The organism is Streptomyces sp. CB03238, from assembly GCF_002099185.1.
Taxonomy (GTDB): domain Bacteria; phylum Actinomycetota; class Actinomycetes; order Streptomycetales; family Streptomycetaceae; genus Streptomyces.
The window spans coordinates 152,754-165,643 of sequence record NZ_NBCN01000015.1; the positions used below are offsets into that span (position 1 = coordinate 152,754).

12 protein-coding genes and 2 pseudogenes are annotated in these 12,890 nt (G+C 69.3%); 11 read left to right on the forward strand and 3 right to left on the reverse strand.

The window, feature by feature from the left end:
• Window positions 1–219: 219 nt before the first annotated feature.
• Window positions 220–2,166, reverse strand: a complete 1,947-nt coding sequence (locus tag BKD26_RS26300) for an SMI1/KNR4 family protein (protein ID WP_084902966.1) — start codon at window positions 2,164–2,166, stop codon at window positions 220–222.
• Window positions 2,167–2,512: 346 nt separating this feature from the next.
• Here BKD26_RS26300 and BKD26_RS26305 point away from each other — a divergent pair, with 346 nt between their 5' ends.
• Window positions 2,513–2,830, forward strand: coding sequence for a hypothetical protein (locus BKD26_RS26305; RefSeq protein WP_084902835.1), 318 nt, complete (start codon window positions 2,513–2,515; stop codon window positions 2,828–2,830).
• Window positions 2,831–3,482: 652 nt separating this feature from the next.
• On the opposite strand, the gene BKD26_RS40915 is transcribed toward BKD26_RS26305, so the two are convergent.
• Window positions 3,483–3,668, reverse strand: coding sequence for a hypothetical protein (locus BKD26_RS40915; RefSeq protein ID WP_084902838.1), 186 nt, complete (start codon window positions 3,666–3,668; stop codon window positions 3,483–3,485).
• A gap of 1,106 nt (window positions 3,669–4,774) precedes the next feature.
• Between BKD26_RS40915 and BKD26_RS26315 the strand changes: the two genes are divergently transcribed.
• From BKD26_RS26315 to BKD26_RS26360, 10 genes and pseudogenes are all read left to right on the forward strand, one after another.
• Window positions 4,775–5,116 (forward strand): antibiotic biosynthesis monooxygenase, encoded by a 342-nt coding sequence (locus BKD26_RS26315; protein ID WP_084902841.1) that lies wholly within the window; start codon window positions 4,775–4,777, stop codon window positions 5,114–5,116.
• A 2-nt stretch (window positions 5,117–5,118) separates the two neighbouring features.
• Window positions 5,119–5,448, forward strand: a complete 330-nt coding sequence (locus BKD26_RS26320) for a TcmI family type II polyketide cyclase (protein WP_084902843.1) — start codon at window positions 5,119–5,121, stop codon at window positions 5,446–5,448.
• Between the two features lie 45 nt (window positions 5,449–5,493).
• Entirely contained in the window at window positions 5,494–5,916 is a 423-nt protein-coding gene (locus BKD26_RS26325) for a cupin domain-containing protein (RefSeq protein ID WP_084902846.1), read from the forward strand.
• A gap of 1 nt (window position 5,917) precedes the next feature.
• Window positions 5,918–7,201: a beta-ketoacyl-[acyl-carrier-protein] synthase family protein gene (locus tag BKD26_RS26330; RefSeq protein ID WP_084902849.1), complete on the forward strand. Its 1,284-nt coding sequence runs from the start codon at window positions 5,918–5,920 to the stop codon at window positions 7,199–7,201.
• A 50-nt stretch (window positions 7,202–7,251) separates the two neighbouring features.
• Complete coding sequence (locus BKD26_RS26335) at window positions 7,252–8,472, forward strand: ketosynthase chain-length factor (protein WP_084902967.1); 1,221 nt, start codon at window positions 7,252–7,254, stop codon at window positions 8,470–8,472.
• A 72-nt stretch (window positions 8,473–8,544) separates the two neighbouring features.
• On the forward strand, window positions 8,545–8,796 hold the full coding sequence (locus BKD26_RS26340) for an acyl carrier protein (RefSeq protein WP_084902851.1): 252 nt from the start codon (window positions 8,545–8,547) through the stop codon (window positions 8,794–8,796).
• A 1-nt stretch (window position 8,797) separates the two neighbouring features.
• On the forward strand, window positions 8,798–9,316 hold the full coding sequence (locus BKD26_RS26345; protein ID WP_084902854.1) for an SRPBCC family protein: 519 nt from the start codon (window positions 8,798–8,800) through the stop codon (window positions 9,314–9,316).
• A gap of 304 nt (window positions 9,317–9,620) precedes the next feature.
• Window positions 9,621–10,652: a methyltransferase gene (locus BKD26_RS26350; RefSeq protein WP_084902857.1), complete on the forward strand. Its 1,032-nt coding sequence runs from the start codon at window positions 9,621–9,623 to the stop codon at window positions 10,650–10,652.
• A 209-nt stretch (window positions 10,653–10,861) separates the two neighbouring features.
• Window positions 10,862–10,939: pseudogene (locus BKD26_RS41595) on the forward strand (hypothetical protein); the annotation flags it as partial.
• Window positions 10,940–11,532: 593 nt separating this feature from the next.
• Window positions 11,533–12,022 (forward strand): annotated as a pseudogene (locus BKD26_RS26360) (cytochrome P450); the annotation flags it as partial.
• Between the two features lie 187 nt (window positions 12,023–12,209).
• Here BKD26_RS26360 and BKD26_RS26365 read toward each other — a convergent pair.
• Entirely contained in the window at window positions 12,210–12,794 is a 585-nt protein-coding gene (locus tag BKD26_RS26365) for an XRE family transcriptional regulator (protein WP_084902860.1), read from the reverse strand.
• Between the last annotated feature and the right edge of the window lie 96 nt (window positions 12,795–12,890).

The following is a 12,890-nucleotide window of genomic DNA, read 5'->3' on the forward strand; positions in this document are numbered from 1 at the left end:
CCCTCGGGCGGCGGACTTGCCTGCCCGCGCTGCGAACCGAAGCCCCAAAGTGAGTGATCTGGCGCTTCCGCTGCCCCCGGGGCCGCCGGAGGCCCGCCGCCCGCCCTTCCGCCGCCGGGGTGCTACCCGTCCGCTGCGTCGCCGTCCGCCGTGCCGCCGCTGGGCTGTCACTGCCTCCAGAGGTGTTGCCGTGCCGAGGCCGACCACGTCGCACCGCCCCTATCTGCTTCCCGGCCCGTCGTTTCCCCTCCGCTCGCCGTCGGCCAGGCGCGCGGCGTCCCAGTTCATGCGGATCACCGCATAGGTCTCTCCATCTCTGGGCGGTCGCGTCCAGGAGCGGGTGGCGAGTGTGTGCAGCCGCCCGTTCACGATTGCGTGATACGGCAGACAGGTACCGAACTCCCCGGTCACCGCCTCCAACAGCGACCGCTCCGCCTCGGCGCCGTCCCCCAGGTCACCGAAGAACCAGCTCGGGTCCAGCGCCCGCGGTATCTCCCCGCTTTGCCGGACCTCTCCGGCCGCGTAGGTGAATGCGTACTGGTCCACACCGTCTCGCGCCACCGAAAGGTGGAAGAACGGTTCCCCGTGCCATGTCCTCAGGCCGCTCCACACCACCACCGCGCGGGTGCCCGCGCTGGCTGCCGAGGCTGGGGAGACGAACCGCTGCCGGTCGAACGGGGCAGGGTTGCCGTCGAAGGCGAAGCTCCAACCGGTGCCGGCCCGGCCGACCGCCATGAGAGCTCTGTCGTCGTAGGACGAGAACTCCCTCCGGTTGTGCAACGACCTGTGACGTGCCTCCCAGAAGGTCATGGGTTCGCTCAGCACGGTGTCGTCCGCGAGTCGGCCGGGCAACTCCTCCGGCTCCACCCCCTCCACCAGGACGAACCGGTAGGACGTGCGGTTGTTGCCCGGATCCGGCTCCGCGAGCCACGCCAAGTTGCCCGGGTCGAGCCCGGCCGTCGGCCCCGGCGCCTCACCCCTCTGCCCGCCCCTCGGGGTGGACAGCAGCTCGCGGCCCCGCTCCGGGGTCAGCAGCGGCCCGAGCACGGGGTCGGCCACCCACCCCAGCGGCGCCAGGTGATCCGGTCCCAGCGGTTCCCACAGCGGCAGAGCGTTCCGCAGCGTCCGCCACGCCCCGTCGGTGTCCCCCCACCGCGCCAGCTCCCGCGCTCGCTCGACCGCCTCCCCGAACGGCCCGGCCGCCGTGTACCGGTACGTGCCATTCCTCACCTGACCAAGCGTCGCGTACGCCAGTGACATCAGGTCGTCGTCGGCGCCCCGCAGATCGAACGTCAGCGTGGAGTCGTCCCGGTACGATTGCGCTGCGTGCTCGGCGACCAGCACCGGCAGCAGCTCAGGCGCATACAGCGGGTCCGTCACCAAGTGCTCGAAGTACACCATGTACGTCTGTCCGAGCAGGCGGCGTATCTGGTCGCCCAGTCCGGCGGCCCGCGGTCTGCCGTACCCCTTGGCCTCGTCCAGCGCCTTTTTGGCCTGTTCCCAGCCGCCGCGCAGCGCCTCCAGCCGGGCCTCCGCCACCAGGGCGTCCAGCTCTCGCGTCGTGTCGTTGGCGAACACCGGCTCCTCGTCACTCCGCCGCGCCTGCAGGCTGTGGAACTCCCGGAACATCCCCCGCATGAACTCACGAAAGTTCGCGTGCCGCTCGGGTGGCGCAGCCCGCCAGCTCGCCCACGTATACACGGCCCACTCACCGTCCTCATCCACGTCCTCGGGGTCCAGCAGGACGCGCATGGCGTCGGACGCGACGTCGATCTGCAGCCCGCGCCGCCAGATGTCCGCCTCCCGCCGCTCCTCGGGCCCGGCGTCCTCATCCAGGTACTCCTCGAACATGTACGCGAGTCCCGACTCGTTGTTGTGCCAGCATGCCTCCGTTGTTCCCGCCAGCAGCCAGACGAACCCGCCCGCGTGCCGCCACCCGTCGCTGACCTCGAGAAACTCCCGGTACGACGGGGGCATCCGTACGCCGAGGCGCCCCTCCATGGCTGCGATCCGCTTCTCGGACGCGGGCGGGAACCCCAACCACCGCGCCCGTCGGGCAGCCTCGTCGTCCTCGCTCCGCGTCTCACCATCCAGCTGGCAATCCGCCCACTCCCCGCTCCACCTCAGCAGGAAGGGGCGCCAGTCGAAAGTCGTGGTGTCCGTCATGCTCCCGATGCTGCCACTCGCCACTGACAAACCTCCGCTGCCTACTGCGTCGTCGCGGACCGCTTCGGCTTCCCCCCTTGCCCTCGACAAGAGATGGCAGGTCCGACAGCAACCCGAGAACCGGCGCCGTGGTTACACCCGGGCGAACCGCCCCGCGATGCGGCTCATCAACACCTCGAACATGTCCTGCCGGCGGGCAGGATCTATGCTGTGACCTGCGGCCGCCGCCTGATCGTCGGTCTTCACACACCGATGATCCTCGGTGGCCGCATCCGTTCCCGGACCAGCCCCGACCAGCAAGATCAGAATCTGGGACTGAGCACCAGCCCTGGAGTTGAATCGGCCGATGGACATGTCCTCCCGAGAGATCCGCCTGCCCCTCAACGAGGTCGTGGCGGTCCTGCAGGACCTGAACGAGTTCGTGGTTTCCCTCGACCGACTCGGGTCACGCCAGGCATCCGGAACCGCCGACGAGCGCACCGTCGGCCAGTTCATCGCCGACTGGGAGGTCGCTCGGCGATTGGCCCGCGCTCGACGGGTCATCAGCGCCGCGCTGGATGCGCAACTGAGCGAGGAGGACAACGCCGAGATCGACGCGCTGTGCGACCAGGGCTGCTTCTACGGCACGGACAGCAGCAGCCCCTCCACTGACGAGTCACGCTGAGACAGCAAGCGCATCGGACCGGACCAATCGAGACGGGGACCAGTCGCCGGTGCTGAGATCCGCTTCCCGAGCAGTCTGCTTCCAGCACTGGTGATACGTCTGGCTGACCGCTCGGCCGCCCCCGGCTTCGGATGCCGAAACCTCGCCCCAAGCAGCCCGGCCCCCTTCGCCGCCGTCACCGCGCCGAGTTGTACGGCTTCACCCGCAACCGCCCTGCCCGGCGGCCGCCCGGCTGAGGCCGGTTCTCCCGGCGGCCTGCTCGCTGCCGTAGGTTCTCAGAATGGATATCGACGTCGAAAGGGTCGCGAGGCCGGCGATCCGCGGCATTACCGTGATCCGTTGACGGCTCTGCCGCTCCTGGATGACTGCGTTGCCGCTCGCCGTGGCGGGAGTTCGCGGAGGACGACTGGGCCTGGTTCCACGCCCAGTTGACGGCCTTCGTGCGGGCGGCGGCGTTCGTCCCGCCTGGTCCTCGGGGAGAGTGGCGCCGGGTGCGTAGCCACAGCGCCGTTGCCGGAGCTTGTGAGCACGCGCGAGGTGGAGCGGGGCGTAACCGGTGGTTGCGTGTTCACTTGGTGGGCCAGGTCAGGGACGACTCGCCGGCTTGAAGATCGTTTCGCACAGCGCGCTGGTCGCTCCCCGTCAGCTTCGCTCAGCCGCCGTGGAGCCCCCAGTCGTCGAGGCCGCTGTAGATGTGGGCCGTTGGGCACTGAGGTGCCGTGAGGCAGTCGGCTTCGCCTCGATAGATGGCGATGAGGGAGTCTTTGCCGCGCCACCAGTTGTCCGTCACCCCTTGGACTTCAGGCACGGGCTCGTACTCGGCAGTGAAGACAGGCATGCCGAGGTCGACGAACCAGGCCGGTGTCCAGGTCCGGGCAGCGGACGCTGCGCGTTCGTGCTGTGCAGGGAGTGCCGTAGGGCCGACCGCAGGTGCCGAAAGAGACCTGCGCAGGACGCCGATGACCGCCGGGGTGGCGACCGTCCGGCGGAAGTCGTGCGGGTGTGGCGCGGTGGCCGGCCGGCGGCGTCGCGCAGGCCGGGGGCCGCGAGCGTGCGGCCCCAGCCGCCGGCCAGCCGCGTGGGCGCTCCGGAGCCTGGTGTGCAGGCGCTGCCGCGTGGCGAGGCTGTCGAGGCGTACGTCGAGTGGCCCGGGGCATGCCCGCGTCCGCCCGGCGTCCGGCGGGCATGCGAGAGGCGTCGAGGCCGCCTCGCTGGGCGATGAGTACGCAGCGGTCATGGCGGCTGACGGCGTTTGGCACGGCGAGGTGGAACACGCCGGCTGCGTCGGACTCCGCGAGTTTTCACAGCGCGGCAGCCAAGTCCTACGTGAAAAGACTCCGTCGTGCGCGGCGGCGGCCAAGGCGTACACCGTGCGCTCGTGCGCCGACCGGCCACGCCCGGTGATCAGCGAAGTGCGGCCGATGACCGCCTCGGGGCCAAGGAGCCGTACCGCGGTCTCGGTGGCGGCCTTGGTCCTGCCTCAGCCAGTGAACCTGTACGCCACAGGACGAAAACGCCCACAGGGCCTTGGCTGCGACACACAAGCCAGCCGGGTGCGCACAGGCCCGGTAGGGGAGTGGCATACCGGTCGTGCGTAGCGATCGTCGGCGGCGTCACCACCACACTGCGCCGCCCGCGGCCTGGACGGCCGACTGCACTCGCGACGCCGGTGACCCGCTACCTGGCACCTCCATCGATCAACTCTGCGAAAAATACACCCACTTGAGTGGGCCAGGCCGTGTATTCGTTTCCCGGCCGGATGCTGAGGACAGACAAAGAGGGAAGCGGAAGATCCGGTCAACAGTCGATATCGCCGGGCTGGGTCTCAGTGCCCGGAGCTCATCACGATCCTCGCCGTCGCCGAGCCAGACGTGGTCCCTGCCCCCCGGCCATGCCCTCTCCCCTCGGGGAGTCCTTCCCCGCCGACATGAAAGCCAAGGCCCCATGGCGACCATCTCCCCGTCCGCTGGGCTCTTCACCCTCGTCAACGTCTTCGCCGTCGACCCCCGTGACCAGAAACAGCTCTGCGACCACCTGGCCCAGGCGACCGAAGAGCTGATCCGGCACCTGCCCGGCTTCGTCTCGGCTTCCTTCCACCTGAGCCACGACGGCGAGCATGTCGTCAACTACGCCCAGTGGCGTACGGAAGCGGACTTCCGGGCCATGCACGCGGACCCGCGGCTGAAGGAGCACTTCGCGTACTGCCGGTCCGTCTCCCGGCCCAAACAGCTGTCCTGCGACGTCGTCCACTCCTGCGACTCCGATCCCCCACCCGACGGAGCGTGACCATGGCATACCGGGCCCTGATGGTCCTGAGGATGAACCCGGAGGACGCCCCGCACGTGGCGGCAGCCTTCGCCGAGCACGACAAGACCGCGCTGCCGGGCGAGATCGGCGTCAGACGGCGCGTCCTGTTCCGGTTCCACGACCTCTACATGCACTTGATCGAAGCCGACGACGACATCATGGAGCGCCTCTACCAGGCGCGCAGCAGTCCGCTGTTCCAGCAGGTCAACGAGCGCGTAGGTCAGTACCTCACACCGTGCTGCGCCGACTGGAAGGAGCTGAAGGACTCCCGGGCCGACGTCTTCTACACGTGGGAGGCCGACCGGCCGTGACCGTGGCCACGAGGTCAGATCCGACCAACAGAGAAAGGACGAGTCATGGCTGAGGCAGCGGCCGCCAGAGTCGCCGTGTCGAGTGTGGTGCCGAGCCGCCGGCAAGGAGGCAGCACCCGGGCGTTGTTGACGCCCGCGTCGGTCGGCGCGACCTCCGGTTTCATGGGGCACATGGAACTGGCCCCCGGGGAAGCCGTCGCGGAGCACTACCACCCGTTCTCGGACAAGTACCTGTACGTCATCGAGGGTTCGGCCGTCGTCCGCGTCAACGGCGAGGAGGTGCCTCTGGAACGGGACGAGGCACTGCTCATCACCCGCGGGCAGCGCAACCGTATCGAGAACCGCGGGACCGTCACCACGAGGGCCGTCTTCCACATCGCCCCACTCGCCCCCAGGCCCGAGCTGGGCCACGTCGACACCGAACCCGTGCCCCACCCGGCCTCCGCGCCCCCACACGTCGGTGGCTGACATGGACGATCAGGGGGAGAAGCGGGTGGGAATCACAGGCATCGGGGTGCGAGCCCCCCAAGGGGTGGGAACGGACGCGTTCTGGCAGCTGCTGACCGCCGGGCGCACCGCGACGAGGACGATGACGCTGATCGACCCCGCCCCCTTCCGGTCGCGCATCGCCGCGGAGGTCGACTTCGACCCGCCGGCCGAAGGGCTGTCACCCGCGCAGGCGTCGACATACGACAGAGCGACCCAGCTGGCGATCGCCGCCACCCGCGAGGCGCTGGCGAGCAGCGGACTCGACCCGGCCCGGCTGGACCCCGCACGGATCGGCGTCAGCATCGGCACCGCCGTCGGCTGCACCACCAGCCTCGACCGGGAGTACGAGCGAGTCAGCGCCGGCGGTTCCCACTGGCTGGTCGACCACACCGTTGCCGTGGAGCGGCTGTTCGACTACTTCATACCGGCCTCCATCGGCCGTGACGTCGCCTGGGAAGCGGGGGCCGAGGGCCCGGTCACCGTGGTGTCCACCGGCTGCACCTCGGGGCTCGACGCCGTGGGGTACGGCGCCGATCTCATCCGCTCCGGGCGGGCGGACGTGGTCCTCTGCGGAGCGACCGATGCCCCCATCTCACCCATCACGGTCGCTTGCTTCGACGCCATCAAGGCGACCTCCGCCAACAACGACGACCCGGCCCACGCGTCCCGTCCCTTCGACCGCAACCGCGACGGTTTCGTCCTGGGCGAGGGAGCGGCCGTATTCGTCCTGGAGGAGCTGTCGGCGGCGTACCGCCGTCAGGCCCGTGTGTACGCCGAGATCCTCGGCTTCGCGACGAGGTCGAACGCGTACCACATGACCGGCCTGAAGCCCGACGGCCGGGAGATGGCCGAGGCCATCGGGGCCGCCATGCGGCAGGCGCGCTGCACCGGTGGGGACCTCGACTACATCAATGCCCATGGCTCCGGTACTCGGCAGAACGACCGGCACGAGACGGCCGCCTTCAAACGGAGCCTGGGGGAGCGCGCCTACGAGGTGCCCGTGAGCTCCATCAAATCGATGATCGGGCACTCCCTCGGCGCGATCGGGTCACTTGAGCTGGCCGCCTGCGCGCTGGCCATCGAGCACGGAGTGATCCCGCCCACCGCGAACTACGACGAGCCCGACCCGGAGTGCGACCTGGACTACGTGCCCAACGTGGCGCGGGAGCAGCGGGTGGACACCGTGCTCAGTGTCGGCAGCGGGTTCGGGGGATTCCAGAGTGCCGCCGTGCTCGGCAGGCCGACGAAGGCGGCGGCGCGGTGAAGGCAGCGACCGGAGCGGTGGCGCCCGGAGCGGTGGTGACCGGCACCGTAGTGACCGGCACCGTAGTGACCGGTCTGGGGGTCATCGCCCCCAACGGCATCGGCACCGAGGAGTTCTGGGCGGCGACGCTCGCCGGGAAGAGCGGCATCGGTGTCATCCAGCGGTTCGACGCGTCGGGCTACCCGGTGCGCGTCGGCGGCGAGGTACTCGCTTTCGATGCCGACGCACACCTGCCCAAGCGCCTGATGCCGCAGACCGACCGGATGACGCAGTACGCCCTGGCGGCCGCCGACTGGGCGCTGACGGACGCCGGTCTGGTGCCGACTGACCTCGACGAGTACGGCTTGGGTGTCCTCACGGCCGGCGGGTGCGGCGGCTTCGAGTTCGGCCAGCGGGAGATGCAGAAGCTGTGGGGGACCGGCCCCGAGCGCGTCAGCGCCTACCAGTCGTTCGCCTGGTTCTACGCGGTGAACACCGGACAGATCTCCATTCGCCACGGCATGCGGGGGCACAGCTCCGTGTTCGTCTCCGAACAGGCGGGTGCCCTCGACGCGGCGGCCCACACGGCGCGCCTGCTGAGGAAGGGCGAGCTCAGCGCCGCGCTGACGGGCGGGTTCGAGGCGTCGATCTGCCCGTGGGGCCTGGTCGCCCAGCTCCTCAGCGGATTCCTGAGCACGGTCCCCGACCCCGGCGTGGCCTACCTGCCTTTCGACGCCGCTGCGGCGGGATATGTGCCCGGCGAGGGCGGGGCCCTCATGGTGGTCGAACGGGAGGACACGGCGCTGCGCCGGGGCGCCGCGAGGATCTACGGGCGGATCGTCGGGCACGCCTCGACCTTCGACCCCCGCCCCGGTTCCGGCAGGCCGCCCGGACTGGCGCGCGCGATCAGGGAGGCGCTGCGGGAGGCGCGGATCAACGCGGCCGATGTCGATGTGGTCTTCGCCGACGCCCTTGGCGTGCCGGCCCTGGACCGGGCGGAGGCGGAGGCCCTTGTGCAGGTCTTCGGGCCGTCGGCCGTACCCGTCACCGCGCCCAAAACACTGACCGGCCGCCTGTACGCGGGCGGCGCGGCCCTGGACGCGGCGACCGCCCTGTTGTGTATACGGGACTCGGTCATCCCGCCGACCGTCGGTACGAGTTCCCTCGCGCCCGGCCTCGACATCGACCTGGTGCTCGACGCGCCCCGCGAAACCCCGGTGCGCAACGCGCTGGTGATCGCCCGGGGAGCCGGCGGGTTCAACGCGGCCATGGTCCTCCAGCGATACGGCTGACAGCGGCCGCGGCCACACGGCACCCAACCCGCCCACCCCACTCCACTGCCTGCCGGCTCAGGAGGTTCCACCATGCCCGAAATCACCCTCGCGTACCTCGTATCGATCATCAAGGAATGTGCGGGAGACTCCGACGCGGCCGATCTGGACGGCGACATCCTGGATGTGACATTCCAGGACCTCGGTTACGACTCGCTCGCCCTGCTGGAAGTGTCCGCACGGCTCCAGCAGAACGTCGGTGTGTCGATCCCGGAGGACGCAATGGAGACCCCCAGGGGCACACTCCGGCTGATCAACGACAAGATCTCAGAGGTGGCTGTCTGACATGGGAGCACGCACCGACAACGCAGTGACGATCGAGGCCCCCGTCTCCCTCGTATGGGACATGACCAACGACGTCGAGTCGTGGCCCGAACTGTTCTCCGAGTATGCCGAGACGGAGATCCTCCGGAGCGGCGACGACGGAATCGACTTCCGCCTCAGGACGCGCCCGGACGCGAACGGAAAGGTCTGGGAATGGGTGTCCCACCGCACACCCGACAGGGAATCCCTCACCGTCGAGGCGTACCGGATCGAAACCGGCCCCTTCGCCTACATGAAGCTGTACTGGACGTACCGCGGGACCGACGAGGGCACCGAAATGCGCTGGGTGCAGGAATTCGACATGAAGGCCGGCGCCCCCTTCGACAACGAGCAGATGACCGCCCACCTGAACCTGACGACCAAAGCCAACATGGCAAGGATCAAGAAGATGATCGAAGAGGAACACCGGGCGCGACAGGAAGCCCCCGGGAAAAGCAGGACCACTGACGACACCGACCGCGACGGAACTCCGCGAACCTGACGAGCCCGACCACCGGTGACCGCCGCCGCGCTCTGCGACAGAGCCGGTACACACCCGCGCGAAGCGTACGACTTCCTCGGGCCCCGCGAGCGGGACAGCCACGTGCACCGCAACAGCGCGACCACCGACCACTGTCCTGAGCGCCACAGCCTCAACCGGCCCCCCGATGGCGCCGTTCCGAGCCGAGGTTTCGCGGCCGGGCACTGCTCGTCCGGTTCTTCCGAGCGCTCCCTCGCCACGGGCCGATGCGGGCGCGCAGTGGAGTGCCGACTCATGAGGAACAACCTGTGAGGACCTGAAGAGATTGCCTACCCCATCCAGCGGCCCCGACGACCGATCAGCCGCATCGGCCGAGCTCCACGCCCTCGCATCCGGTTACCTGTTCACCGCCGCACTCCGCGCCGCGGCGGTCCACGGCATCGCCGACCACCTCGCCGACGGCCCCCTGACACCCGACGAACTCGCCCGCCGCTCCCACACCCATGGCCCCGCCCTGCGCCGCGTCCTGCGCCTGCTCGCCATGGGAGGAGTCTTCCACGAGGACGACGACAACGCCTTCCGCCTCACCCCTCCCGCGCAGCTCCTCCGCCGCGATGTGCCCGGATCACAGCGTGCCGCGATCCTCATGCTCACGGACGTGTTCATGTGGCGGTCTGCCGAAGGACTCACGGAGACGGTACGTACCGGCGAACCGGCCTTCGAAACGGCCTACGGCATGCCGTTCTTCGCCTACCTGGACTCCGACCCCGCCGCACAGCAGACCTTCGACGCCGGTATGGCGGACCTTTTGGGGCGGCGGGACAACGAACACCTCGCCGCACACTGCGCATGTCCCGTGCGCGGCACGGTCGTTGATGTCGGCGGCGGCCGGGGCGGACTGCTGCGCGCCGTGCTCACCCGCCACCCCGAACTGTCCGGCGTGCTCTACGACAGGGAACGCACCGTCGCCGATCACGTACTGGACAACAAGGAACTGGCCGGCCGCTGGCGGGTGGAGACCGGGGACTTCTTCACGGCCGTGCCACCGGGCGGCGACGTCTACCTGCTCAAACACGTTCTGCACGACTGGGACGACGAGCACTGCCTACGAATCCTGCGCTCGATCCGCGCCGCGATGGCACCGGGCGGACGGCTTCTGGTGGTGGAAACCGTCCTGCCGCCGGGAAACGAACCGGGCACCGGCAAAGTGGTGGACGTCATCATGCTGATGAAGCTGCGCGGAAAGGAACGCACACGCGAGGAATTCGCGGCCCTCCTGGCCCGCTCGGCATTCCGGATGACCGGAATCGTCCCCACGGAGGCATCGGCCTCCGTCATCGAGGCGCAAGCTGTCTGAGGAACGTCTGGAACGGACGCGGTTCGCCATCTCTGCGCGGAACCGGGCCGTGCTCCCGCCCCCGACAGGCAGCTTATGCATAGCGGAGGCCGGGCGCCGGTAATCTGCAAGCATCTGGAGGACGGCTGCCGGACGAAGGAGTTCAGTGTTACGTCTTCAAGCAGTGAGCAAGCGCTATGGCCGTGGCGATTGGATCCTGAGAGACGTCGATGTGGAGGCACCTTGCCGGGGAGGTCGTTGCAATCGCAGGTGGGAACGGATTGGCGAAGTCGACCCTGCTTCGGATCGCCGTGGGTCTGTCCCGGCCGACCAGCGGCAGGGTGGCCGCACGGTCGCCGGTCGTGGGCCACGTCCCCGACCGCTTTTCCCCCAACGAACGCATGTCGGCCGTGGCTTACCTGATCCACATGGGCCGCGTACGCGGACTGACCACCTCGGTCGCCTCGTCGCGGGCCCACCGGCTGCTGGAGAGGATGGCACTGGTGGGCGGCAAGCAGGCGCCCTGCGGAGCCTGTCGAAGGGCAACGCGCAGAAGGTCGCGCTCGCCCAGGCCCTGATGGTGGAGCCCGGGCTGCTCGTCCTGGACGAACCGTGGTCGGGGCTGGACACGGAAGCCCACGGTGTCCTCGCCGAGATCATGACCGAAGTCGCCGGCGTCGGCGGCACCGTGGTCTTCACCGACCACCGGGAGTCGGTGACCCGGGCCCGTGCCACGCGGACCTGCACCGTCAGCAAGGGACGTGTCTCCTTGAGCGGGCCGGAGCCCTGGGAGACCGCGTACCGGCCCCCGTCGGACGTCGTGCTGACCGCGCCCCGAACGGGCGGCGTGCCCCCAGGACCTCGTCTGAAAAAAGCTGGACGGCGTGCTGGAGGTGAACCGCGGTTCAGTTCGCGCAAAGCCTGAACGTGGTCGACTTCGAGATGCCCCCGGCGCCGCCCGGCGAGTTCCTCCTCATGGACGACCCACAGCACGGGCGCTACCGGAAACCGCTGGTGGGCAAGTTGACCGCACGTCGGATGCGACTTCTCACCGAGCGGATCGAGCAGATCACCACCGGCTGCCTGGACGCCATGGAGAAAGCCGGGCCGCCGACGGACCTGGTGACCGCGTTCGCCAAGCCCATCCCCACCATCGTCATCTGTGAGCTGCTGGGGGTGCCGTACGAGGACCGGGACTCCTTCCAGGAACAGATCGACAAGTTCATGAACGGGGAGACGAGCGACGAGGAGCTGATCGCGGCCTACACCGCGACCAGAACTACCTTGCACAGCTGGTGGCCGCCAAGCGCGTGAACCCCACCGACGACGTGCTCAGCGAACTCACCGAAAGTGACCTGTCCGATGGGGAGTTGCAGGAGATCCGCCTGATCCGCTCGCCGCTCGTCCCAGCTGTCGAACAGCGGGACAACCGCTTTGACTGTCGCAGGCCGCGAGCGGCGTCTGGCGTCGAAGCCTCGGTCATGCCGGGGCTCATCGCCCCCTGGCCAAGGCCGAGGTCGGTCGCCGGCCGTCGCCGGGCCGGACGCACAGGGGCCCGCTTCGCATGCGATGGACTGGTCAGGTCGTGGAGGCGGGGCCGGGCGGTAGGTGGACGGTCATGATCAGGTGACAGGTTTCGGTGCCGTCGCCGCGGTAGGTGTGGGGGGCGTCGCCGTCGAAGGTGGCGGTCTGTCCGGCTTCGACGGGGTGCTCGGTGCCGTCGACGACCAGGGTCATGCGGCCGGAGGTGACGGAGACGGTTTCGACGACTCCGGCCTGGTGGGGGTGGCTGGGGTACTCCTCACCGGGTTCGAGTTTCCAGCGCCAGACCTCGACGGGAGCCGGGCCCGAGGTCGTCAGCATCAGCCGGGCCTCGCTGCCCCGCTCCCCGGCCCACAGTGGCATCACGGCTTCGGCGTCCACGACGCGGACGCGGCCTTCGGCCGGGCCTTCCATCAGGGCGGAGACGGAGACGCCGAGCGTGTCGGCCAGCCGGACCAGGGTGGCGAAGTTCGGGTTGCCCTGAGCCTTCTCCAGCCCGACCAGAGCGCCCTTGCTGACCTTGGCGCGCCGGCCGAGTTCGTCCAGGGACAGGCCGGCGCGCCGGCGGGCCGTCCTGACGTTGTGCGCGAGCGTCCGCAGAGCTTCCTCTGTCTCGGCCATCCGATCGCCTCCTCGCGAGTGGACCACTTCAATGCACCGCCCGGTCGTTTGGTTGACACAGGCCGGTCGGTCCACTGTACGGTTTAGTCGTTCCAT

Bases quoted from the DNA above. Each gene is read 5' to 3' on its own strand.
- BKD26_RS26305 (WP_084902835.1), top strand. From the start codon at position 2,513: ATGGACATGTCCTCCCGAGAGATCCGCCTGCCCCTCAACGAGGTCGTG.
- BKD26_RS26345 (WP_084902854.1), top strand. From the start codon at position 8,798: ATGGGAGCACGCACCGACAACGCAGTGACGATCGAGGCCCCCGTCTCC.
- BKD26_RS26300 (WP_084902966.1), bottom strand. From the start codon at position 2,166: ATGACGGACACCACGACTTTCGACTGGCGCCCCTTCCTGCTGAGGTGG.
- BKD26_RS26330 (WP_084902849.1), top strand. From the start codon at position 5,918: ATGGACGATCAGGGGGAGAAGCGGGTGGGAATCACAGGCATCGGGGTG.
- BKD26_RS26325 (WP_084902846.1), top strand. From the start codon at position 5,494: ATGGCTGAGGCAGCGGCCGCCAGAGTCGCCGTGTCGAGTGTGGTGCCG.
- BKD26_RS26315 (WP_084902841.1), top strand. From the start codon at position 4,775: ATGGCGACCATCTCCCCGTCCGCTGGGCTCTTCACCCTCGTCAACGTC.
- BKD26_RS40915 (WP_084902838.1), bottom strand. From the start codon at position 3,668: ATGCCTGTCTTCACTGCCGAGTACGAGCCCGTGCCTGAAGTCCAAGGG.
- BKD26_RS26320 (WP_084902843.1), top strand. From the start codon at position 5,119: ATGGCATACCGGGCCCTGATGGTCCTGAGGATGAACCCGGAGGACGCC.
- BKD26_RS26365 (WP_084902860.1), bottom strand. From the start codon at position 12,794: ATGGCCGAGACAGAGGAAGCTCTGCGGACGCTCGCGCACAACGTCAGG.
- BKD26_RS26340 (WP_084902851.1), top strand. From the start codon at position 8,545: ATGCCCGAAATCACCCTCGCGTACCTCGTATCGATCATCAAGGAATGT.